Source organism: Dehalobacterium formicoaceticum, assembly GCF_002224645.1.
Classification (GTDB): Bacteria; Bacillota; Dehalobacteriia; order Dehalobacteriales; family Dehalobacteriaceae; genus Dehalobacterium; species Dehalobacterium formicoaceticum.
On the sequence record NZ_CP022121.1, the window covers coordinates 64,716 to 87,567 of the forward strand.

Genomic DNA, 22,852 nt, shown 5'->3' on the forward strand with positions numbered 1-22,852 from the left:
CCACCTTCCTGGGCGGTTTATTTTTTGTCATCGTCCATTACTTCATAATCCGCATCCACCACATTGTCTTGGGGTTCCTGCCCTGCCCCGGCACCCTCCGCTCCTTGAGGTCCATCCTGAGGACCGGCCTCGGCACCTGCTTCTTTATATATACGTTCCGAAACCTTATGAAGTGACTGAGCCAAAGCTTCCGTTTTTTGTTTAATATCCTCGGTGTTATCCTTGGTCAAAGCTTCTTTCAAAGCATCCTTTTCCCGTTCGATTTCTGCCTTTTCAGTGGCATCCACTTTATCTCCCAGGTCCTTTAAGGTTTTTTCTACTTGGTAAACCAGGGAATCCCCTTGATTTTTTGCTTCCACCGCTTCTTTTTTCTTCTCATCTTCGGCCTTGAATTGTTCCGCATTTTTCACCATCTGATCAATTTCCTGATCACTTAAACCACTGGACGCGGTGATGGTAATATCCTGTTGTTTACCGGTTCCCAGATCTTTAGCCGTTACATGAACGATCCCGTTGGCATCTATATCGAATTTTACTTCAATCTGAGGAATCCCCCGCGGCGCCGGTGGAATATCGGTTAAGGTAAAGCGGCCCAAAGTCTTATTATCCGCCGCCATTTGCCGTTCGCCCTGGAGCACATGGATTTCTACAGATGTTTGGCTGTCTGCAGCTGTGGAGAAAATCTGGCTCTTGCTAGTAGGAATCGTAGTATTTCTTTCAATCAACCGGGTAGAGACACCGCCTAAGGTTTCGATTCCTAAAGATAAAGGCGTCACATCAAGGAGTAAAACATCCTTCACTTCACCGGCCAATACGCCGGCCTGAATGGCAGCACCAAGAGCGACACACTCATCCGGGTTAATCCCTTTATGGGGTTCTTTCCCTAAAATTTGTTTGATGGCGGTTTGTACGGAAGGCATCCGCGTGGAACCACCTACTAAAAGAATTTTATCGATTTTATCAGCAGTAAGACCGGAATCGGACAAGGCCTGTCGGGTAGGACCCATGGTTTTTTCTACCAGATCAGCCGTTAATTCATCAAATTTTGCTCTGGTCAAATTTACATCCAAATGTTTCGGTCCGTCAGCAGTTGCTGTAATAAAAGGCAAATTAATATTGGTGCTCATCACACCGGAAAGTTCATGTTTAGCTTTTTCTGCTGCTTCTTTCAAACGTTGTGCCGCCATACGGTCTTTACTCAGATCAATCCCGTCTGATTTTTTAAATTCCGCTACCAAATAATCAATAATCCGCTGATCAAAATCATCTCCGCCTAACAGGTTATTCCCGCTGGTAGCTTTAACTTCGAAAACTCCATCCCCTAATTCCAGAATAGAAACGTCAAAGGTTCCGCCCCCTAAGTCAAATACTAAAACTGTTTGGTCTTCTCCCTTATCCAAACCGTAAGCCAAAGCAGCTGCCGTAGGCTCATTGATAATTCTCAAAACCTCTAACCCGGCAATTTTACCCGCATCCTTGGTGGCTTGACGTTGACTGTCGGAGAAATAGGCCGGAACGGTAATAACCGCTTGGGTAACAGTCTCCCCTAAATAAGCCTCCGCATCTGTTTTTAATTTTTGCAGAATCATGGCTGAAATCTCTTGGGGGGTATAGGTCTTATCACCGATTTTGACTTCAAATTTCTTACCCATCTGACGTTTAATAGAAGACACCGTACGATCCGGGTTGGTCACTGCCTGTCTTTTTGCCACCTGACCCACCAGACGTTCACCGGTGTTGGAAAAGGCTACCACAGATGCAGTCGTCCGGCCGCCTTCCGCATTGGGAATTACTACCGCCTCTCCCCCTTCCATCACTGCAACACAGGAGTTTGTTGTCCCCAGATCGATCCCAATTACTTTACCCATATAAAAATCCTCCTTAAAATTTATTAAAGTTTATTTATTTAGCCACTTTTACCATACTGGGCCTGATTAGTTTTCCTTTCAAAAAATACCCTTTCTGTAATTCTTCCAGCACCGTATCCTTAGGTGCCTCCCCACCGTCGATTTGCATCACGGCTTCATGACAATTGGGATCGAAGGCACATCCCACCGCATCCACCACTTCAAGACCTTCATTGGTCAAAACCTGAAGCAGTTGGCGATAAATCATTTCCACACCATCCAGGTAACCCTTTCCTTCCTCTCCATCCTTGGCCGCCATGATCGCCCGTTCGAAATTATCTAATACAGGAAGTAATTGGGTAATAACACCTTCAGCAGCATACCTTATCAATTCTTCCTTTTCCCCTCTGGTACGTCGGCGAAAATTTTCAAAATCGGCCTGCAATCTCTGGGTCAGATTAACAAGTTCTCCTTTTTCCTCCTCCAGCTTCTGAACCAGATTCCGTAACTCCTCTTCCTGGTTAACTGATTCGGAAGAGGTTTTTTCCTGGTCATTCTGTGCCAGATCAGCATCGTCCAGGATTTGATCTTCCGTGATAACATCTTTTTCCTTTGCATCATGCATGGTCACTCTAACCACCTACCTTTGCAAAATTTTATCATATCTCAATATTTTCCTCGGTTTTCATTTTTATGATCGTATCAATGCGTAATATGGCCTCGGCAACCTCTCTTGCTGCCTGAAAAGCATGTATTTTAACCAAAGCGGGATCAATTACCCCCAAGGCAAACATATCCTCCACCCCTCCGGTGTCACAGTTTATCGCCAAAGAGGAGGTATTTCCCTCCGTTTGCGCCGCTACCACATCCCCCAGCTTTTCCAGAGGATTAAAGCCGGCATTAGCTACAATCTGGCTGAAAGGTTTTTTCAGAGCCTCCGCCACGCAATCCATACCATAAGCGGCCATACCCCTTACCTGAGAGCGCTTGCCCTCAACTTCCCGTAAAGCAGCCAATTCAATCGCTCCCCCACCGGGAAGCACGCCGCCTTGTACCGCAACCTGTACGGCAGCTGCTGCATCCTTGGCAATACGCTCCCTCTCACCGACCACTTCTTCTGTGGATGCTCCCACCTGGATCGTGGCCATAGATTTTCCCCTGCCATTTTTAATAAAAATTTGACCTAATTTTTCATCTTCCTGCACTTGCCCGGCCCAGCCCAAATAATTTTTCAACTCGGAGCTTTCCTTTTTCAGTCCGCTTCTTTTGATCATCCTGGCTCCTGTATGCTCGGCCACCCGACGCAGCTCTTTATGAGAAACTCTTTCTACTGCCATAATGCCCAGATCCAAAAAGATTTCTTCCGCCAGGTCATTGATGCCCCGGTCTGTCAGCACCAGGTTTACGCCTAAAGCGCCGATTTTACGCACATGGTCTTCAAATTCCTGACGCAGGGTTAAATAACGATTAAAGCCCGCTTCCGTACTCAGAGCCTCATCCTCTAATTCTTCCGGTTCTAAAGCATCATCAATGATCAAAATTCCCACTTGATCCAACCGGGTAATCATCTGCCGGTTCATACGCTCCTTATTGAGGATAACACCGGAAAAAACCTGATTTTCTGCGCCTAAAGTGGAACAAATGGTATCCGCCAGTTTAAAACCGGGCTCCAATAACTTTTCCTTGCCAATGAGAACGGCGGCCTGGACAACTAATTGGGCAATATCCTCATGTTCCCGTCCGGCCACCAAGGCAACCTGTTTCAACACGGGATCATGCACATCTGTAATATTCTTGCTCTGATGATGAAAAACCTGCAAAACCTCTTGGGCAGCAATGCGCATCCCTTCAATAATTCGGGCGACAGGCACTCCTTTCATCACCTGTTCCACTCCCTGGGTAATTAAGGCACCTGCCATTAAGGTAGCGGTGGTGGTTCCGTCACCAATCTCCTGATGCTGGGCCTTGGCAACATTAATGAGCATTTTTGCGGCAGGGTGACTGACCTCCATTAAATCCAGGATGGTAACCCCGGCATTGGTAATGACCACATTGCCATACTTATCCACCAGCATGGTATCCAGGCCCTTGGGTCCTATGGTTCCTTCCACCGCCGTGGAAATAGCACGCACTGCACCGGCATTATTGATCAAAGCAGCCAATCTTTCATCTACTTCTGAGTTTTCACTTACTTGCTTTAAAGACAAGATAACTCCACCCTATTTCCTTAGTATTTTTCTAAAAGCCAGGACAATTGATCCGTCACATACTCCAAGACGGTGACTGCCTTGGAATAATTCATGCGCGTAGGCCCTAAAACCCCAATCGACCCGATGATTTTCCCATTGATTTTATAATCGGTGGTAATCACACTGCACTGATTAATACCTTGAATGGAATTTTCTTCCCCGATAGTGATATCAGTACCGTCTTTTCTCTTCCTCATTAAAATACTTTTCACTATTTGGTCTTCTTCCAAACTGGTGAAGAGGGCTTTCAGTTTTTCCAGGTCCCGAAATTCCGGTTGGTTCAACATATTCAGTATACCGTTCAAAAAACCCGATCATCCTTCGACTTGGTTAGCACTTGCTCCAATAGTTCTAAGGTCAGATTTTTAAAGTCGCCATGATTGCTGAATTGATGAGATATTTCTTTTAATAGGGTACCATTAACTTTTTCCATATTAAGGCCAAATAGTTTTTTTTGCAAGAAATCACTGATTTCTTGCAGTCTTTGCGGCTCTATCGGATGAGGCAAATCTAAAACCCGATGATTAATAAAGCCTGTATCGGATACAATCACCACCATCACCCGATATAAGCTCACCGGGATTAATTGAATCCGTTCTAAAGAACCGTCTCCCCGCTTGGGCACCAAAATAATAGCCGTATAATTAGTCAGCTGTGACAAAAGATGACAGGTGGCTTGAACAATTTGTTCCAAATCCGTGTTTTTTTGGGCAAAAAAATTTTCTACCTGTTTTATTTCCGTCGGTGTTAATTTTTCTTTTTCCATCAGACAATCCACATAATAACGATAGCCTTTATCGGAAGGAATTCTGCCCGCTGAAGTATGAGGCTGCTCTATATAGCCTAATTCCTCCAGATCGGACATCTCATTCCTGATCGTTGCCGAACTAACCCCTAAACCATATTTCTTGGAGATTGTACGGGAACCAACAGGTTCTGCGGTCGTAACATAATCGTTCACAATAGCTTGCAATATTTGCTTTTTCCGCTCATCCAAATTAATCCCCTCCCTTGTTAGCACTCTAGCTTGTTGAGTGCTAATTAAAAAATACCATTAAATATTTTATTTGTCAACCCTTATGGCAGGAATTCCATAAACACCTCATTGGCAAGAAAGATACCTTGCTTCGTTAAACTGACCCGGCTCTCGGACTGTTTTATCAGTCCTAAACGGCTTAACTTAATCACTTGAGGCTGATACTTCTCCATAAAATCCACACCAAAATGTTTTTTAAAAGAAAGGGTATCAAAACCGTACAGTAGTCTTAATCCTAAAAAAACCGTTTCTGCCATTATGGTCTCCCGATCAAGTCTTTCCCAGTCTTTAACGGGGAATTTTCCTGCTTGAACCTTGCTCATATATCCCGCCAAAGAAGAAGTGTTGGTTTGCCGGATATCAGCCCAATGAGAGGCGGCGGCAAGGCCCACACCCAAATAGTTTCCATTGTTCCAGTATACCCTATTATGGACAGAAAAAAACTTGGGTAAAGCATAATTGGATATCTCGTAATGATCAAACCCTTTTGTTTCCAAATAGTCCATTGCCATCTCCTGCAAGTCCGCAGAGTCGTCCTCCGAGGGCAGGGTTAATGAGCCGTCTTCAAATCCTTTCCCCCATGGGGATAAAGAGGATAAATGCAGTCCATACACAGATAAATGGGTGACGGGAAGGGCGGTTGCCTTTTTTAACGTATCGTCCCATTGTTCTTTGGTCTGGCCGGGCAGTCCATAAATCAGGTCCAGACTGATGTTTGTGAAGCCTGCCGCCCGGGCATCCTCTACGGTTTTAATGATATCTCTTACGCCATGGCTACGCCCCATCTCTTTCAGGAGCTTCTCATCAAATGACTGGGCGCCGATGGACAAACGATTGACACCGGCCTCTTTCAGCGTTGTCAAATATTCCTGATTTACCGTCAGAGGATTACATTCCACGGTAATTTCTCCATTTGCAGCCACAGGAAAGAGATTTTGCACTTCACTTAACAGAAAGATCAGCGCGAATACGGGAAGACAGGTGGGCGTACCTCCGCCAAAATAGATGGATTTGATTTTTTTCTGGCGGGGAGAAAGATGTTTATGATACAGCTTTATTTCTTGAACCAGAGCCTGACAATATTCCTGCCCCGATAAAATCTCTAAAGGATATGAAACAAAATCACAATAATTGCACTTTCTCAGGCAAAAGGGAATATGGACATAGAGAGCTTCGATCTGGGGCAAGACAGCTCCTGTCATACCCAATGGTTCTTTAACTTCGCTTAAACTCATCTTGGTCTCCTTTTCCTTTTGTGGTCAAATATAAGAATCATCAGCAGCATTTAAAAAATTCAGATGGAGTAAAATCATTTCCATCTGAATTAGAAGTTGTTTAATCTATTTGCAAAACAGCCATAAATGCTTCCTGGGGTATCTCTACACTACCGATCTGTTTCATTCGTTTTTTACCCTCTTTTTGCTTCTCTAAAAGCTTTCTTTTCCGGGTAATATCTCCCCCGTAACATTTTTCTAAAACATTTTTTCTCAAAGCTTTCACCGATTCCCGGGCAATAATCTTGTTCCCGATGGTCGCTTGGATTGGTATTTCAAACATTTGCCGGGGAATAAGACTCCTAAGCTTTTCTGTCAAGGCCCGCCCGCGATGATAGGATTTGTCCTTGTGAACAATACAGGATAAGGCATCCACAACGTCGCCATTCACTAAGATATCCAACTTTACCAGATCAGACTCCTTGTAGCCGTTAAATTCATAGTCCAAGGAAGCATAACCCTTGGTGCGGGATTTCAGCTGGTCAAAAAAATCAAAAATGATTTCCGATAAGGGCAGCTCATAAGTGAGCATCACCCGGGTTTCCGTAATATATTCCATATGGGTAAATTGACCCCTTCTTTCCTGGCCAATTTCCATAATGCTGCCCACAAATTCCGTAGGTACCATAATGGTCGCTTTGACATAGGGCTCTTCCATAATCGCAATTTCCTGAGGCGTTGGCATATTGGACGGGTTATCAATCTGAAGCACCGTACCATCCGTTTTTGTGATGCGATAGTTTACGCTGGGGGCAGTAGTAATTAGTTCCAATCCGTATTCCCGTTCCAAGCGTTCCTTAATAATTTCCATATGCAAAAGGCCTAGAAAGCCGCAGCGAAAACCAAAGCCCAAGGCTACCGAGGTCTCCGGTTCATAGATTAAAGAGGCATCATTCAACTGCAGTTTTTCCAAAGCATCTTTCAATTCCCCATAGTCATTATTCTCAATGGGGTACAAGCCGCAGTAAACCATGGGTGTTGCCTTGCGATATCCCGGCAAAGGCTTATCCGTCGGTCGATCCTGATCTGTTACCGTGTCCCCCACCTGGGTTTCTTTCACATTCTTGATGCTGGCGGCCAGGAATCCTACATCCCCCGCCGCCAGGGTATCCACAGTTTTAACGGCTGGAGTGAAAATCCCCACTTCCTTTACTTCCGCGGTTTTTCCTGTGCCCATCATTTTTATATTTGTTCCTTTTTCAATTTTGCCGTCCATCACCCGGATATAAGGAATAGCCCCTTTATAAGCATCAAAATGGGAATCAAAAATCAGAGCCCTTAAAGGCGCCTCCCGGTCTCCTCCCGGGGGTTTGATTCGATGAACGATGGCTTCTAAAATATCTTCCGTACCAAGTCCGCTTTTCGCCGAGCAAAGAATCGCCTCACTGGCATCTAGTCCTAAAACATCTTCAATCTGATTTCGTACCCCTTCCGGATCGGCACTGGGTAAATCAATTTTATTGATCACCGGAATGATTTCCAAATCGTTTTCCAAAGCAATATAAGCATTAGCCAGGGTTTGGGCTTCAATGCCCTGGGCGGCATCCACCACTAAAAGAGCCCCCTCGCAGGCGGCCATGCTTCGGGAAACTTCATAAGTAAAATCTACATGCCCCGGAGTATCAATCAAATTCAAGGTATATTCCTTGCCATCCCTGGCTTGATATTGAATACGCACCGCCTTCATTTTAATTGTAATCCCGCGTTCTCTTTCCAGATCCATGTGATCCAATACCTGAGCTTCCATCTCCCGAGCAGATAAAGCGCCTGTATATTCTAAAATCCGGTCTGCCAAAGTAGACTTCCCGTGATCTATATGTGCAATAATACAAAAATTCCGGGTAGTTTCCCGGTTTGTCATCATTACCACCCCTCAGCCTCCTGTTTCCGTAACAAATTTTATCATATTAATACATTATATCATTTATTTTTCTTTCCTGACAGCCCCTTGAAAAGTTGTTCCTCAGGCACTTTTCCTGCGCAATTTGCGGCGGAGAATACCTAAAACCAACTCTGACTCCTCCATACGGAAAACAATTGCAAAGACGGCAAAAACAACGATCCCTACGCCGATACTAAGAGACAGCTGCAACAATTGAGCTAATTTTGTTTCCACACCCCAGATCATCACGCAAAACCGAGCTGTATAAAAACAAGCGATACCCATAATGGAGGATGCCAGCAAAGTCTGGCCAAAGGAACGGATCATTTGCCGGCCGTTCATGGCACCGATTTTTTTGCGCAGCATCCAAAGAAGGATGAGCATATTTAAAATTCCCGCCAGGGAATAAGCCAGAGCTAATCCTCCCTGGGCCATGGGACCTACCAATAAAATACTTAAGGTGATATTGGCCGCAATGGCCAAAGCGCCTACAAATACGGGAATCATGGTATTTTGCAGTGCATAGAAGGCTCGGCTCACCACGTGAATGGCAGAATAGGCAAAAAGACCGATACAATAATAAAGCAGTGCGTAGGCAGTAGCCAAAGTATCCTGATGGGTAAACTTGCCGTTATCAAATTCAAACATGAAGCGGATGATCGGCACTCTCAAAACAGCCAAACCCACGGCACATGGCAGGGTAATAAAAATAACGGACCTTAAGCCTAAAGAAAATGTTTTTTTAAATGCTTCCCTTTCCCTTTTGGCAGCTTGCTCCGTTAGGGTAGGAAAGACCGCCACGGCAATGGCAATAGCAAAAATCCCCACCGGGAGCTGCATTAACCTTTGTGCGGTATTCAGAGCAGCGATGCCTCCGGCGGGCAGAGAGGAGGCCAGATTTTGGTTGACAAAAAGATTGATTTGGCTGATGGATAACCCAATCAAAACAGGTACCATTAATTTTACCAGGCGGACGACACCGGGGTGAAAAATATTAAAATTCGGCTTAAATCTGAAGCCGATTCTTAAGAGGGCCGGAACCTGAACGGCAAAATTGGCCATCGCACCCAGCACCACGCCAATAGAGAAACCGGCAATGCCATACCCCGGCCAAATGGATTCAATCCACTTTCCAAATAAGACCCCGCAAACAATAATCCCTAAATTATACAATACGGAGCCGATGGCGGAAGGTGTGAAAATCTTGTAGGAATTCAAGATTCCCATGGATATCCCAGATAAGGCCATAAAAATAACCTGAAGCAGTATAATTCTGGTCAAGGTCACGGTTAATTCCATGGCTGCCGGATCAAAACCAGGCACCAATAACAAGATTAATTCCGGTGTAAAAATAAAGCCCAGAAAAATCCCGATTCCTAAGAGCATCATAATTAGGGTGATAACGACGCTGGCGACCTGCCATCCTTCCTCTTCACGCTGGGTCGCGATATAACCGGAAAATACCGGGATAAAGGAAGAGCTTAAAGCCCCGCCCACTAATAACATATATAGAAAATCCGGGATGGAAAAGGCGGCATTATAGGCATCTGTAATTCTGTTTTGTCCATATTGAGCGTAAATAATAATATCCCGCAGATAGCCCAGGATACGGGAAACGACCATGGTAACCATCAGAAAGCCTGCCGCTTTTACTACTCTATTATTTTGTGACATTCACTTTGCTCCTTGCATTTCACTGATCCAACAAGAAAGAAAATTCATCTTTCAGCGAATTAAGAATCCCGCCTATAAAGGCGGGAGGAGATACTGATTTATTCATTATAACTCAAGATAATCATTGTGACCAGTGTTCAACAACTTTTTTCCCCAAAAAAATACAATTTTTTTGGCTTGGAAATAAAGTTCCCGACCCTGATCCTTTATCATTTGGATCCTGCTTAGAGCTATCCCTGAATCCCATTGATATTCCCGTCCTAAAGCCGATACATGGACGATTTGATTTTCTGTCGTTAGCCGAAAGATCACCTGGGAAATTTCAGGGGACATTTTTTCCACACCTTGAGCAGCCATATTCAAACCTAAAAAAACGAAACATCCGGTTATGATCAGAACCTTTGCGAATTTGGAACCGCTTTTCACAAAGAGTCACCTCCGGATTTTATTATTACCTCCTCTTGGCCATTTTATTTATCACACCGGCAAACATCTCGGCAGATCTTTTTGTTTCTTCCAGAGTATTTTCCGTTCCACCCATTTCCAGTAAAATCGCCCGGGAAGAAACGTGCTGATTATACCGTCCGTCTTGGATCCGAACCCCTTTCAGCAAACCGGGATATAAATCTTCCATTTGTGCCGCGACATTCTGAGCAAAATCCCGATTCTTTTTCCAGGCAGGGTGGGGCAAACGATGATCGCTGCCTACGATAAGCATAATCTTACTGGTTTTTTGACCGTCAATTTTAACGGTGGTGCTATCTTTTGGCGTATTAGCATCCCGATGCACATCAATAAATAATTGGATGGAAGGATAATTTCTTTTCATATTTTCTATGGTTTTTAAAGAATTAGCGTAGGATTTACTCCAATCAGGATAATCATGAACCGTATCGCTTAATACCGCTTTTATGCCATATTCTTGCTCCAGAGTTTCTTTTAAATGACTAGCCACCATAAAAACACCCCCGTTTTTACCTTCCAGCTTCTCTGCTCCCTGAGAAGGAAGATAACTTTCCGCACTGTGGGTACAGTATATACCTACTAAAGGTTGTGTCCCATCGGGAATGATTCCTTTATCCGGTTCTAATTTTGCATCCGGCTCGATGGCAGGGGGCTCCGCTTCACTTCCTGGTTCCGGAATAAACTCAGGTTCTGCATTCACCGCCCGGGCATCAAAATAAGCAATCTGGTTTTTTATAAAGCTGACCGGGTTGTTTAAATCCGAGGCAGTAATGTCCTTCATTGCGGTAATTATGATTCCTGCCGATTCATCTTCCACATAATCAGGCATATAGGAAGCCATAGGCAGCACCTGGCTGATCATCTTCTGCCAATCCCCTTCCTGAAAACCAACCAAACGCCAGGCAGACGTTTTCTCTGTTTCGGCAGCTTTCACCCGGCTCCCCGCTTCAAAACCTAAAAAAAGCATGCCAAAAAGAATCCCGGCAATCACAAAAATTCTGATGATCTTAAGATCATAAAAGTAGGTTCTGCGTCTGCTCCGACAAATCTTCCATGCCATTTTGTCTGCCTCCTTCATTAGATTTTATCTGCTTTCATTTCTTGTCCAGACCTTTCAATCATACTATTCATATGCATGACGCAAGGGAAATAGAACAAATAAAAAGCAAAGGACGGTTTCTTTTGCTTCCTGGTTCAGGAGTGCAAAAGAAACCGTCCTTTGCTTTACTTTACACGACAGCTTATCTTAATGCTGTCGGAACAAAAGCATCCACGATGCCGATGACTAAAGCAGCCAATAGTGATCCGATTAAGCTGACGGACAGATAATTGGGGATAATATACTGGGCTAAGTAAATGACAATCGCAGAAACAATAAAACCTACAAAACCCCGGCTATAGGGAGAAATGTTTTTTCCCATTAGTTTTTCTACCACATAACCTAACACCGCGATGACCACTGCCGCTAAAAGAGCGCCAACAAAACCGTTTACTGAGATGCCGGGCAAAAGCCAGCTAATCACCATTAACACCAATGCGGAAACAACAAATCTTATAATTAGGCCAATCAAGCATACTCAACTCCTTCGTTTATTTTTTACTGCTGAACTTATGGTAACCAAAAATTATGAACCTATACATCAAGGAAAAATTTTTCCTGATAATTGGACAAAGGATTCATCTGACTCCTTGCATTTTGTGAGTTTACATGATAAGATATATCCTGTTTGAGATGTCTATAATTAAGCGTATACATCTGTGCTTATGATAGAGGTTATCTAAGGAGGTGACATTGCAATGCCTAATATTAAATCAGCAAAAAAACGTGTTCAAATCGCGGAAAGCCGCAGAATGAAAAATGCTTCCGTAAAATCCAGCGTAAAAACTGCCATTAAAAAGTTTGTTGAAGTTGATCCTTCCACCGACAAGGATAATGCTCAATCCCTATTAACCCAGGCGATTCGGAAAATGGATAAAGCTGCGGGTAAAGGTATTCTTCATAAGAAAGCTGTAGCGCGTAAAAAATCCAAATTGCAAAGGGCTTTTAATAAGGCCAACTAACATAAACAGATCGGGAAATTTATTGCTTTTGGTCTAAGAGGACGGTTATTTAACCGTCCTTTTTTAATTCTGCCTTCCAAAAGAAAGACCGATGCTCAGCTTTAGCTGAATGAGTTCATTTGTCAGTTAATTTTACACACATGCGCATAATTGCCCCTTCAATTAAAGCCAGAGAATCACCTCTGCCCGTCTTAACTTTCTCATCCACGTCCCGTAAAATCTCTAAAGCTTGAATGAGTTCCTGGGGCGTAAAATTTCGACTCTGCTCCACACCTTTTTTGGCTACATAAGGATGCAAACCCAATTCAGATGCAATTTGAGCTTCCGTAACTCCCCTTTTTTTTAAGGGAATAATTTGCAGTAAAATTCGCATCTGGCGTACCAGTAAATAAAAAATCTTTCGATCGGATTCTCCTGTTCGTAACAATTCCCTCAACTGCAAAATTGCTGCGGAACCATCTTTCTTACTCACGGCGTCTATTAAATTAAATACATTCAAGGTACTGTTCACACTGGCTGTTTCCTTAACATCCTGCATCGTAATTTCCTCCGCCGACCCCACAAACAAGGAAACCTTCTCCAGCTCCTGCTCTAAAGCGGACATATTGTTGCCCACAGCCAGGGTGAGATAATCAAATACACCGGACTGAGCTTTTTTTCCCCTTTGGCGTAAGCTCTTATCCAGCCATTTGTTAAGATCCATGCCGCGCAGGGAGGTAAATTCCACCACCTGGCCGACTTTTTTTATCCCTTTGACCGCCTTGCTTCTTCCATCCACCTTTTCCCCAGCTACCAGAACCAAACAGGTTGAAGGGGAAGGGTTTCCGATATACTCAATCAGGGGATCCAAATAGAGATGTTTTTGGCTTCCTTCTTCCTCTCCTTTCTCAGAACTAAACCAGGGAGCATCGGTAACTATCACCAATCTTTTTTCGGCAAAAACCGGCAGCATATTGGCCGCATTGACTACTTGAGCAGGAGTTGATGTTTTTCCGTCAAACTTTTCATAATTAAAGTCTCCCGTACCACCGGGGGTTAAAAGTTGAGTCAGAGCTGTCACTGCTTCTTCCAGCAATAAACGTTCTTGTCCATAAAAAAGATAGATCAGTGAAACAACTCCTCTTTTAACGTCCTTCAAAATCGATGTTCCATCCATTAGTATGCTCCTCATACAAAAAATTTGACCACATTTAAATGATCTCCTCCATTTAAAAGTTATCCTGCTTTAAATTGTCTTCATCCTCAAGAGCTTTGTCAAGAAAAGTTTCCACCCATAATTCTTGACCATCTGTGGTAAAGGTGATAGCGCCATGATGATCCGTGCGATAAATCGGAATCCCCTTATCCTCCCAATAAGCCAGGAACTCCCGGTTGGGATGGCCAAAGGAATTTTTGCCCACGGTAATCACCGCTGCCCGGGGATCAACCTGATCATAGAATGATGGCAAGAGGCCGGTCTTACTGCCATGATGGGGTAATTTAATGACCTGGGCACTTACATCCTCCCGGGGAGATATTCTTGCCAGCCTTTCTTTTTCCACATCCCCTGTCAGCAGAAAAGACACATCTTGATAGTTCAGCATTAAAACGACGGACTCGTTATTCATCTCATCTTCCTCCAGAACCTTTCCGGCATCCCCCCTAGGGGGATTTAACACCGTAAGAGTAATCTCACCGTCAAGACCTATTTCCTGCCCTTCTTTAACAGGAATAATAGGTACTTGATCCTCTTCTGCCACCGTTAATAAAGGCTGGATTGCTTCATTCGTTAAAAAAATTTCTCCTACCACCAAATGATCTACCCGGAGCTCCTTTAAAACAGTTTCCATACCTCTCATATGGTCATCGTGGGGATGGGTGAGTATGGCCAAATCTAATTTGCCCAAACCAAGATGCCTGAGAAAAGGTACCACCACCTGTTCCCCTACGCGATCCTCCTGTTGGGCTGTTTTGCCACCGCCATCAATTAAGCAGGTGCGTCCGGAAGGGCTTTGAATAAAAATGCAGTCACCTTGTCCCACATCTAAAAAGGTAACCTGCAGCTGATTGCTGGAGGGTAAAGGCACCAGCAGATAAAAGGCCAGAACCAGGATCCCCAGGATTCCATAGATGCGCCTATTTTGTTTTTGAACAATATAAGGCAGAGCAATTAAAAATATATAAATTAGTGCAAGCCCACCCGATCCCGGTGTTTTAACAGTAAGATAAGCACCGGGAATTTGAGCAATCAGCTGAGCCCCATGCCAAATTCCTGCCACCACCAGACCTGCTCCATAAGCAGGTAGTACAGCAAGATTAATGCTTATCACACTTAAAAACACTGAAAAGAGACCCAGTAAAACCACCAGCCCAACTAAGCCGGTGGCCAAAATACCCACCAAAAAACCGGAAATAGTAACTAGATTAAAATAGTAAGCGATGAGAGGCGTAATAGCCAAATGGGCAGCAATGGTAGATGCCAGGACATCCCAAACTTTCCCTTTGGGAAGCCAATTCCCTACTGTTGGTGTCAAATAAACAACACCCCAAGCAGCAACAAAGGACAGTTGAAAACCGGCATCATAAAGCATTTGAGGCTGCCAGATCAAAAGAAGCATTGCCGCCAAAGCTAAACCTGTAAAAAAGTCTTTCCTCTCTCCTAAGGAATAGGCTGCAAGACCCAATAAAGCCATGAAACCGGAACGAAGTACCGAAGGAGTAAACTCTGATAGGGCAGCATAAAAAAGCATCGCTGCACCGACAAGCAACAACCTGCCCCATTTACCCAAGTGCAGGAGCTGAGCAAAATAAAGGGTAAATAAAATAACATAGCCCACATGAACTCCGGATACGGCAAAGGCATCCATTAGCCCTGTTTGTGACAGGACATTACGTTCAGCAAAAGTCAGATCTCCTTTATTGCCAAAGAGCATCCCGCCAATAAAATTAGACTGCTGAACAGGCAAATAAGACAATACCAAGTCCATTCTATCCTTAATTTTATAAACTCCATGAAGAAAGAGATTTCCCCTGTTGACTCCGGTTGCTTCGATTTGACCACCATAAAGGGTACTGACTGTAGCCCCAATACCATGTCTTTTTAAGTAAGCATCATAATCAAATTGCCCCGGATTGGATGCCCGGGACCCAGGCAGCACTTTTCCGGAAAGCACCAGCTGATCCCCGTATGATACCTTATCTTCTGAGGAGCAAAGCACCTGCAGCTTAATGGATGATACGGGCAGATGATTCACTTCTTCCGGTTTAAAGGTAAAAATCTGTCCCGTAGCCGTAGGCCTGGGGTCACTGATTACTAGGCCCGCTCCATGAAAGTCATCTTCGCCTTTGAACAAATCAGGTTGAAATTCAGGATGATGAACCTGCCCCCAAAACAACCCCGCAAAAAGGGTAAAGACCAGAAGTAATTTCGGATCTCTTCGCTTTCCCATCACAAACAAAGCAAATAAAAGAGCAGCCAATGATAATGCAAAAGCTGCTCCTAAAGGAACATGAAAGAAATCCCCCAGGAAAATGCCCAGCATAAATCCCAAGGTATGATAAACCAGGATTCTTGTCATCTCTTCCCTCCGCCAACGAAAGGGTCTTTTTCCTTTTAAATCGTGATCTGATCTTTTAATTTATTATAAGTTGCCGGTCCAATTCCGGAAACATTTTGAATATCTTCCTGGGATTTAAAGGAACCCGCTTCTTCCCGATATTGAATAATGGCGGCAGCCTTAGCAGGTCCTATTCCAGGCAAGGTTTCCAGCTGCCCTTGATCCGCCGTATTGATATTGATAAGCCCTCCCATTTGGGAATTTGCTGCCGGAATGTTGCTATTCCCGACAGACCCTTGAGCGCCGCCGATGATTTCAGAGCTGCTATCCTCTCCGGGAACCTGAATCATTTCCTGGTCTGTGATTTTTTTCGCTAAGTTAATCTGATCTAAATTGGCATCTTGATCTAATCCGGCTAACTGCACTGCATCAATAACACGGCTGCCCTCAGGCAAGGTATAGACTCCCGGTTTCAAAACCGCACCCGTGACATGAATCATCAGATCCTGGGATGGTTTTTCCTTTGCATCCGGCATCTCTTGCTCCGCATCTTCGGAATCAATCTTTGACGCCACACTAATTGCGACGGGCGGAGGAGTTTTCTGTTCCAAATATTGTCCGTATTTAACGCCTCCGCCAAAAATAAGTGACAGCATAAGAGCAAAAATAATCAGATACTGCTTATTAACTTGGGAAAACATAAAAAAACAGCCTCCCGTCATACGTTATTAACAGAGTAATATACGTAATATACGGCAAGAGGCTGTCAAATTCCTGCAAATTTTGCTATTTGATTACAATGTTTACCAACTTTTTCGGAACAGTAATAATTTTTGCAATATTTTTCTCCCCAATCCATTGGCTTAGTTTTGGATGGGCTAAGATTAATGATTTCATCCCTTCCCCATCCAACTCTGGAGAAAGATCAATATGGTCACGAATTTTCCCATTTACCTGAACGGCAATATCCACCACATCCTGCTTTAAAGCTTCTGCTTCAAATTGAGGCCAGTCTGCCTGATGAACGCTCCCCTCTTTGCCCAGCAGGTGCCATAATTCCTCCGCAATATGAGGTGCCAAAGGGGCCAAAAGGAGCAACAGCTTCTCGCCGACTTCCCGGAAAACAGCCGGGTTTCCTCCACTGCCCACCTTTTCCTGATAGGTATACATGGCGTTCACCATTTCCATAATGGCACTGATGGCCGTATTGAAATTGAATCTTTGGGAGATATCCTCCGTCACCTTTTTCACCGTTTGGTGCACCGCTCTTCTTAAATCCCGATCCTCCGGAGTAAGCATTGCGAGATCAATCTGATCTGCCCCTTTTTGCAGCTGCTCCATATGGGTTGTCATCAAGCGCCAGACTCTGTTCAGGAATCGATAACAACCTTCCACAGCGGAATCATTCCATTCCAAATCCCTGTCCGGCGGTGCTGCAAAGAGAATAAACATACGGGCCGTGTCTGCCCCATACTTAGTGATGATATCCTCGGGGCTAACCACATTGCCTTTGGACTTGGACATCTTGCCGCCATCCTTTAATACCATGCCCTGAGTGAGAAGATTTTCAAAAGGTTCTTCCGCTGTGACAAGATTCAAATCATGCAGGACCTTGGTGAAGAAACGGGCATACATCAAATGCAAAATAGCATGCTCCACCCCGCCGATATATTGGTCCACATTCATCCAGTAATCTGTCTTATCTTTGGCAAAAGCCTGCTCCTCATTCTTAGGATCGCAATAGCGCAGATAATAAAAAGAAGAACAAACGAAGGTGTCCATGGTATCCAGTTCCCGTTCCCCTTCCCCCCACACTTAGGGCAAGTGGTCCTCCGAAAGGTAGGACTGGTTTTCAAGGGAGATTCCCCGTTGGGTTTAAATTCCACATCCGTAGGCAAAATCACCGGCAGCTGATCCTCCGGTACAGGTACCACGCCGCATTTTTCACAATAAACGATGGGAATAGGTGCCCCCCAATATCTCTGACGGGAAATCAGCCAGTCTCGCAGGCGGTAATTGATCACCCGTTTTCCGATGCCCTTTTCTTCCATCATATCAGCTATGGCTGCCATGGCCTTTGTATTTTCCATACCATCGAAGCTCAAAGAGTTGATCATCACACCCGGGTCTATATAGGCCTCCGTCATGGTTTCCCCGGAAAGGTCCTCTCCCGGAGGACAAATCACCGCTTTAATAGGCAAACAGTATTTTTGAGCAAATTCAAAGTCCCGCTCATCATGAGCCGGTACCCCCATCACAGCCCCGGTACCGTAGTCCATAATCACATAGTTGGTGATCCAGATGGGTACTTCCGTTCCATTCACAGGGTTGACGGCATAAGCTCCGATAAACATGCCTTCCTTTTCCAGTTCGTTGGAGGTGCGGTCCACATTACTCAGCTGCTGCACCCTTTTAATAAAGGCTTTTACATCCTGCTCGTATTCCGTTCCGGTAATCAACTCTGCCACCATGGGATGTTCCGGCGCCAAAACCATATAGGTTACGCCAAAGATGGTATCTTGCCGGGTCGTAAAGACCGGTAAGTGAGCCCCTGATTTTGCCGCTTTAAACTCCACTTCCACCCCTTCACTCCGGCCAATCCAGTTTCTCTGCATGGTTTTTACTTTTTCCGGCCAGCCCGGTAATTTTTCCAGATCATCCAAGAGACGCTGGGCATAATCGGTAATCTTAAAAAACCATTGCTCCAAATCCTTTTTATCAACTGAAGCACCGCATCGTTCACAAGCACCTTCAACCACCTGTTCATTGGCTAAAACGGTGGCACAGGAAGGGCACCAGTTGACAAATGCTTTCTTTTTATAGGCTAAGCCATTATTATATAATTGAAGAAAGAGCCATTGGGTCCATTTATAATAGTCCGGCAGGCAGGTGGCAACTTCCCGGTCCCAATCATAGCTGATGCCCATGGATTTAAGCTGCTCCCTCATTTTATCAATATTGTCTGCCGTCCACTTGGCAGGATGAATACCCCGTTGAATTGCTGCATTTTCCGCGGGCAATCCAAAAGAGTCCCAGCCCATGGGATGAAGGACATTATATCCTTCCATAGTCTTAAAACGGGCGATCACGTCCCCAATGGAATAATTACGTACATGTCCCATATGCAAATTTCCCGAAGGATAGGGGAACATTTCCAGGCAATAGTATTTGGGCCGTTCCGAGTTTTCGGAAACATGATAAAGCCCGTTTTCATCCCAATATTGCTGCCATTTAGGCTCTAAGGATTTAAAATCATATTTCATATCCATTAAACAACCTCCTTGCATTACATGCAACTAAAAAAATTAGAAAACTTGGCTTGCGCCAAGCCGAAGGCAAAGCGAAAGCCTTAGTTGCACTTATACTTTCAACCTTTAAATTTTTTACTTCCTGAAAGCATAAAAAAACTCCCGTCCATTGGGACGAGAGAATCTCCCGCGGTACCACCCAGATTGATAAGGTATTCCACCAAATTATCCGCTTCGCCATTGATAACGGGCTTTGCCCGATGAGAGTTAATCCATTCACCCTCATAACTTATGGACGAGTTCAACGAAAAAAGCTATTGCCTCGCACCTGCCGGCAATTCTCTGAAAACCTTTTGGCGTCTACTGCTTCCAATCATTGCTTTATATTTGTTCAATTAGCCAAATTATATTAAATATTCTTTCCTCTGTCAACTTTACTCTGTTTTTTTAGTTTTTTTCTTCCCATTTATCCTGTAATTTGCCAATTATCTCCGGAGACCATTTCCAGTACCCCCTCAATTAAATTTAAAAAGAGATGGATAAACAAAAGAAAACCTTTTATAATAGACATTAATATGTTTTTTGACATCAGCCAGAAGAAGCATTCCATATATTTAAATTAATAAAATTAGGGGAGGCGACATTCCTTGTTTTATCAACTGTTATTTTTATTGATTCTCGTGTTGCTCAATGCTTTTTTTGCCGCTTCAGAAATAGCCATAATTTCCCTTAATGATAATAAAATCAAAAAAATGGGTGAGGAAGGTCATAAAAAAGCTTTATTGATCTTGAAATTTCTCAAGGACCCCAGCAAATTTTTGGCCACGATACAAATTGGCATCACCTTAGCCGGTTTTTTAGCCAGCGCCTTCGCCTCCCAAAGCTTCGCCGGAAAGCTGGTTGCTCTGATCAAACTATTGGGTTTACCTATCGGCGAGGGAGTATTAAATACCCTTTCCATCACCTTGATCACCCTGATTTTATCCTATGTAACCCTGGTTTTCGGTGAACTGGTACCTAAGAGAATTGCCATGCAAAAAGCAGAATCCATCGCCATGTTTGCTGCGCTGCCGCTTACATATCTCTTTAGGTTTACCCGCCCCTTTGTAGCCTTTCTTTCCCTGTCCACCAACTTTTTTATGCGCCTTTTAGGCGCCAACCCTGCTGTCAACGAGGAAAAAATCACCGAAGAAGAAATTCGTTTGATGGTGGATGCAGGACAAGAAAAAGGCGTCATTCCTTTGATTGAAAAAGAAATGATCCACAACATTTTCGAATTTGACAATACAGATGCCGCTCAGATCATGACTCATCGCACAGATATTGTAGGCATCTCCTTGGATGAAGATTTTGACAGCATCATGAATCTTTTTAATGAAAAGAAATTTTCCCGCATACCGGTGTATGAAGGAACAATAGATCATATCATAGGCATACTTTATTTAAAAGATGTCTTCCCCTATCTGAATACAAACACCAAAAATGATTTTTCCCTGGAAAAAATCATGCGCAAGCCCTATTTCATCCCTGAATCCATCAAAAATGACGATTTGTTTTTAGAAATGCAAAAAAATCGTATCCAGATGGCGGTGGTCATTGATGATTTTGGCGGCACCGCAGGAATTGTCACCATCGAAGACCTGCTGGAGGAAATCGTGGGCAACCTTTTTGATGAGTATGATACCCCATGGCAAGAAATTGAGCAAATTGATGAAAATACCTATTTATTTGCCGGCGAGATCAGTCTGGATGAAGTAGAGGAAACTCTGGATCTGGAGTTGCCTACAGATGAATATGACACTTTAAGCGGCTTTATTCTTGGCCAACTGGGACGCATCCCCGGTCACACGGAAAACCCGTCCATCCAATACGGCCCCTTCGTCTTTAGTGTTGAAAAAATCAGCGGTAAAAGAATCCTCAAGGTGCAGGCAACTCGGAATCAAGGGTCTGTTAAGTAACAGGATTTTCCCTTAGAAGGTCTTCTGTTTACATGGATCTTAAATTTAATTTCTGCCAGATATCCTTACTGGTTTTTTGCTCAGATAGCCCGGCTTTGCCCGTGCAGCATAATTCCATGGGAATCATATCTCCCACCTGGGCCATGGCCTTAATTGTCTCATCTAATGGAATCACCTTATCAAATCCCGCTATGGAAAGCTGGGCCATGGCCAGTGCATTACAACCGCACATGATATTTTTCCCCAGGCAAGGTACTTCCACCCGATCCGCCACAGGATCACAGACCATGCCTAACACATTTTGCAGAGCCATTGAGGCTGCATCCAGTGCCTGTTCTACTGTGCCCCCCATTAACTGTACTATACCGGCGGCAGCCATACCGGACGCGGAGCCGCATTCAGCCTGGCACCCGCCCATTTCCCCGGCGAAGGTAGCATGTTCGGCGATAATGATGCCAATGAGCCCGGCAGCGAGCATTGCCTTAACTAATTCTTCTTCCCCAGCTTTTAGAACAACGGCCGCACCCCAAAGGGTTCCGGGTACTATGCCGCAGGATCCGGCCGTTGGTGCCGCCACAATTACTTTCATGGAGCTTTTTGCTTCCATCATCAGCGTGATACCCTTGATCACCTCATTCATGACGGATCCTGACAAAAGTTTTGCCGCCTTTAATTTATAAGCCTGGCGGCCCAGGATGCGATCATGATATTCCTTCTCTTCCTGTTCCGAGAGCTCCATCGTACGCCGAATAATCCGTACAATTTCCCTCATTTGATCAAAAACTTCCTGATGAGAAATACCTCCCCGCAGGCTCTCATATTTTACCGCTAATTCCCAGGGGGCAAGCTTCTCTTTTTCGGCAATAGCCAGCATTTCCTCGGCAGTATTAAACAGTCCCTGATAATTTTTATGAGAAAACACAGGGAGCACCGGGAGAATATCTAAACGCCTCCCTTGGGAAATCAATCCTCCCACCTGTTCCCCCAAATCTGCCTGGGACTTGATATTTAAAAGATAATCATCTTTTGTATTATGGCTAAGTAAAATTTCATCATAAGAAAATTCCGTTGATGCTAAAGCAGTTACCATATCTTCATAGACCATCCTTGCTTCCATTGCAGGTAAATTACCCAAAAGGAAGACAGTTTCATAATATCCACCGTCCATATGCACGGGAATTTCCCCAATCTTTCTCACCTGAATCATGCCGCCGCCTATTGATACCATCTCTGCTGTAAGACTGTTACCGTTACGGTCCCACATGACAGCCTTATAGAGATTGGGATGGTCACAAGGCTCATCGGTAATGAGAAAATCAATTATTATGTCGGCGGATTCGGCTATTTCCAAGGCATCTGCCACCCGGGGATCATCCGCTGCAAATCCCATGATTCCGGCAGCAAGACCAAACGCGGATCCTTGGCCGGAAAAGGTGGTAGCTAGGGATCCCTGAGAGGAAAATTGAAAAACCACTTTGCTCACTTCTCCGCCCATCATGCTGCGGATGATCTGTCCAATGCGCACAGAGGCAGCTGTATGGGAGCTAGAAGGCCCTATCATGATCGGCCCAATGACATCATTAAAAATACTTGCCGGCTGATGCATTTTCATTGACCTCCTT

General features: G+C 44.3%; 15 protein-coding genes, 2 pseudogenes and 1 other annotated feature. Of the genes and pseudogenes, 2 read left to right on the forward strand and 15 right to left on the reverse strand.

Annotated elements, in window-relative coordinates:
- Positions 1 to 17 precede the first annotated feature (17 nt).
- From dnaK to CEQ75_RS00345, 10 genes and pseudogenes are all read right to left on the reverse strand, one after another.
- Complete coding sequence (dnaK, locus tag CEQ75_RS00295; protein ID WP_089608568.1) at positions 18 to 1,868, reverse strand: molecular chaperone DnaK; 1,851 nt, start codon at positions 1,866 to 1,868, stop codon at positions 18 to 20.
- Positions 1,869 to 1,902: 34 nt separating this feature from the next.
- The gene (gene grpE, locus CEQ75_RS00300) at positions 1,903 to 2,472 is read right to left on the reverse strand and encodes a nucleotide exchange factor GrpE (protein WP_089608569.1); all 570 of its coding nucleotides are present in this window, start codon (positions 2,470 to 2,472) and stop codon (positions 1,903 to 1,905) included.
- 34 nt (positions 2,473 to 2,506) lie between these two features.
- Positions 2,507 to 4,054 (reverse strand): TCP-1/cpn60 chaperonin family protein, encoded by a 1,548-nt coding sequence (locus CEQ75_RS00305; RefSeq protein ID WP_089608570.1) that lies wholly within the window; start codon positions 4,052 to 4,054, stop codon positions 2,507 to 2,509.
- Positions 4,055 to 4,074: 20 nt separating this feature from the next.
- Positions 4,075 to 5,117: pseudogene (hrcA, locus tag CEQ75_RS00315) on the reverse strand (heat-inducible transcriptional repressor HrcA).
- A gap of 56 nt (positions 5,118 to 5,173) precedes the next feature.
- On the reverse strand, positions 5,174 to 6,367 hold the full coding sequence (gene hemW / locus CEQ75_RS00320; RefSeq protein WP_089608573.1) for a radical SAM family heme chaperone HemW: 1,194 nt from the start codon (positions 6,365 to 6,367) through the stop codon (positions 5,174 to 5,176).
- Positions 6,368 to 6,467: 100 nt separating this feature from the next.
- Positions 6,468 to 8,270, reverse strand: coding sequence for a translation elongation factor 4 (lepA, locus tag CEQ75_RS00325; protein WP_089612444.1), 1,803 nt, complete (start codon positions 8,268 to 8,270; stop codon positions 6,468 to 6,470).
- Positions 8,271 to 8,369: 99 nt separating this feature from the next.
- A complete protein-coding gene (gene murJ, locus CEQ75_RS00330; protein ID WP_089608574.1) occupies positions 8,370 to 9,962 on the reverse strand; it encodes a murein biosynthesis integral membrane protein MurJ in 1,593 nt (530 codons plus the stop codon).
- A gap of 105 nt (positions 9,963 to 10,067) precedes the next feature.
- A complete protein-coding gene (locus CEQ75_RS00335; protein ID WP_089608575.1) occupies positions 10,068 to 10,388 on the reverse strand; it encodes a hypothetical protein in 321 nt (106 codons plus the stop codon).
- Positions 10,389 to 10,413: 25 nt separating this feature from the next.
- A complete protein-coding gene (spoIIP, locus tag CEQ75_RS00340; RefSeq protein WP_157677234.1) occupies positions 10,414 to 11,487 on the reverse strand; it encodes a stage II sporulation protein P in 1,074 nt (357 codons plus the stop codon).
- A 181-nt stretch (positions 11,488 to 11,668) separates the two neighbouring features.
- Entirely contained in the window at positions 11,669 to 11,998 is a 330-nt protein-coding gene (locus CEQ75_RS00345) for a phage holin family protein (protein WP_089608577.1), read from the reverse strand.
- A 226-nt stretch (positions 11,999 to 12,224) separates the two neighbouring features.
- Here CEQ75_RS00345 and rpsT point away from each other — a divergent pair, with 226 nt between their 5' ends.
- Positions 12,225 to 12,488 carry a 30S ribosomal protein S20 gene (gene rpsT / locus CEQ75_RS00350; RefSeq protein WP_089608578.1) on the forward strand — a complete coding sequence of 88 codons (264 nt, stop codon included), beginning with the start codon at positions 12,225 to 12,227 and terminating at the stop codon, positions 12,486 to 12,488.
- Positions 12,489 to 12,603: 115 nt separating this feature from the next.
- Here rpsT and holA read toward each other — a convergent pair whose 3' ends face one another.
- From holA to leuS, 4 genes and pseudogenes are all read right to left on the reverse strand, one after another.
- Positions 12,604 to 13,644, reverse strand: coding sequence for a DNA polymerase III subunit delta (gene holA / locus CEQ75_RS00355; protein WP_157677236.1), 1,041 nt, complete (start codon positions 13,642 to 13,644; stop codon positions 12,604 to 12,606).
- 52 nt (positions 13,645 to 13,696) lie between these two features.
- Positions 13,697 to 16,045 (reverse strand): DNA internalization-related competence protein ComEC/Rec2, encoded by a 2,349-nt coding sequence (locus CEQ75_RS00360; RefSeq protein WP_089608580.1) that lies wholly within the window; start codon positions 16,043 to 16,045, stop codon positions 13,697 to 13,699.
- A 35-nt stretch (positions 16,046 to 16,080) separates the two neighbouring features.
- Positions 16,081 to 16,725, reverse strand: a complete 645-nt coding sequence (locus tag CEQ75_RS00365) for a ComEA family DNA-binding protein (RefSeq protein WP_198306595.1) — start codon at positions 16,723 to 16,725, stop codon at positions 16,081 to 16,083.
- Between the two features lie 85 nt (positions 16,726 to 16,810).
- Positions 16,811 to 19,293, reverse strand: a pseudogene (leuS, locus tag CEQ75_RS00370) (leucine--tRNA ligase).
- A 146-nt stretch (positions 19,294 to 19,439) separates the two neighbouring features.
- Positions 19,440 to 19,658 (reverse strand) — a binding site (T-box leader).
- A 261-nt stretch (positions 19,659 to 19,919) separates the two neighbouring features.
- On the opposite strand from leuS, the gene CEQ75_RS00380 reads away from it, so the two are divergent.
- On the forward strand, positions 19,920 to 21,230 hold the full coding sequence (locus tag CEQ75_RS00380; RefSeq protein ID WP_089608583.1) for a hemolysin family protein: 1,311 nt from the start codon (positions 19,920 to 19,922) through the stop codon (positions 21,228 to 21,230).
- Between the two features lie 28 nt (positions 21,231 to 21,258).
- Here the strand turns inward: CEQ75_RS00380 and CEQ75_RS00385 are convergent, their stop codons facing one another.
- Complete coding sequence (locus tag CEQ75_RS00385) at positions 21,259 to 22,836, reverse strand: L-serine ammonia-lyase, iron-sulfur-dependent, subunit alpha (RefSeq protein ID WP_157677238.1); 1,578 nt, start codon at positions 22,834 to 22,836, stop codon at positions 21,259 to 21,261.
- Between the last annotated feature and the right edge of the window lie 16 nt (positions 22,837 to 22,852).

Excerpts from the sequence above, each read along its gene's own strand:
- dnaK (WP_089608568.1), bottom strand. The coding sequence starts at position 1,868 with ATGGGTAAAGTAATTGGGATCGATCTGGGGACAACAAACTCCTGTGTT.
- grpE (WP_089608569.1), bottom strand. The coding sequence starts at position 2,472 with ATGCATGATGCAAAGGAAAAAGATGTTATCACGGAAGATCAAATCCTG.
- hemW (WP_089608573.1), bottom strand. The coding sequence starts at position 6,367 with ATGAGTTTAAGCGAAGTTAAAGAACCATTGGGTATGACAGGAGCTGTC.
- lepA (WP_089612444.1), bottom strand. The coding sequence starts at position 8,270 with ATGATGACAAACCGGGAAACTACCCGGAATTTTTGTATTATTGCACAT.
- murJ (WP_089608574.1), bottom strand. The coding sequence starts at position 9,962 with ATGTCACAAAATAATAGAGTAGTAAAAGCGGCAGGCTTTCTGATGGTT.
- spoIIP (WP_157677234.1), bottom strand. The coding sequence starts at position 11,487 with ATGGCATGGAAGATTTGTCGGAGCAGACGCAGAACCTACTTTTATGAT.
- rpsT (WP_089608578.1), top strand. The coding sequence starts at position 12,225 with ATGCCTAATATTAAATCAGCAAAAAAACGTGTTCAAATCGCGGAAAGC.
- holA (WP_157677236.1), bottom strand. The coding sequence starts at position 13,644 with ATGGATGGAACATCGATTTTGAAGGACGTTAAAAGAGGAGTTGTTTCA.
- CEQ75_RS00360 (WP_089608580.1), bottom strand. The coding sequence starts at position 16,045 with ATGACAAGAATCCTGGTTTATCATACCTTGGGATTTATGCTGGGCATT.
- CEQ75_RS00365 (WP_198306595.1), bottom strand. The coding sequence starts at position 16,725 with ATGTTTTCCCAAGTTAATAAGCAGTATCTGATTATTTTTGCTCTTATG.
- CEQ75_RS00385 (WP_157677238.1), bottom strand. The coding sequence starts at position 22,836 with ATGCATCAGCCGGCAAGTATTTTTAATGATGTCATTGGGCCGATCATG.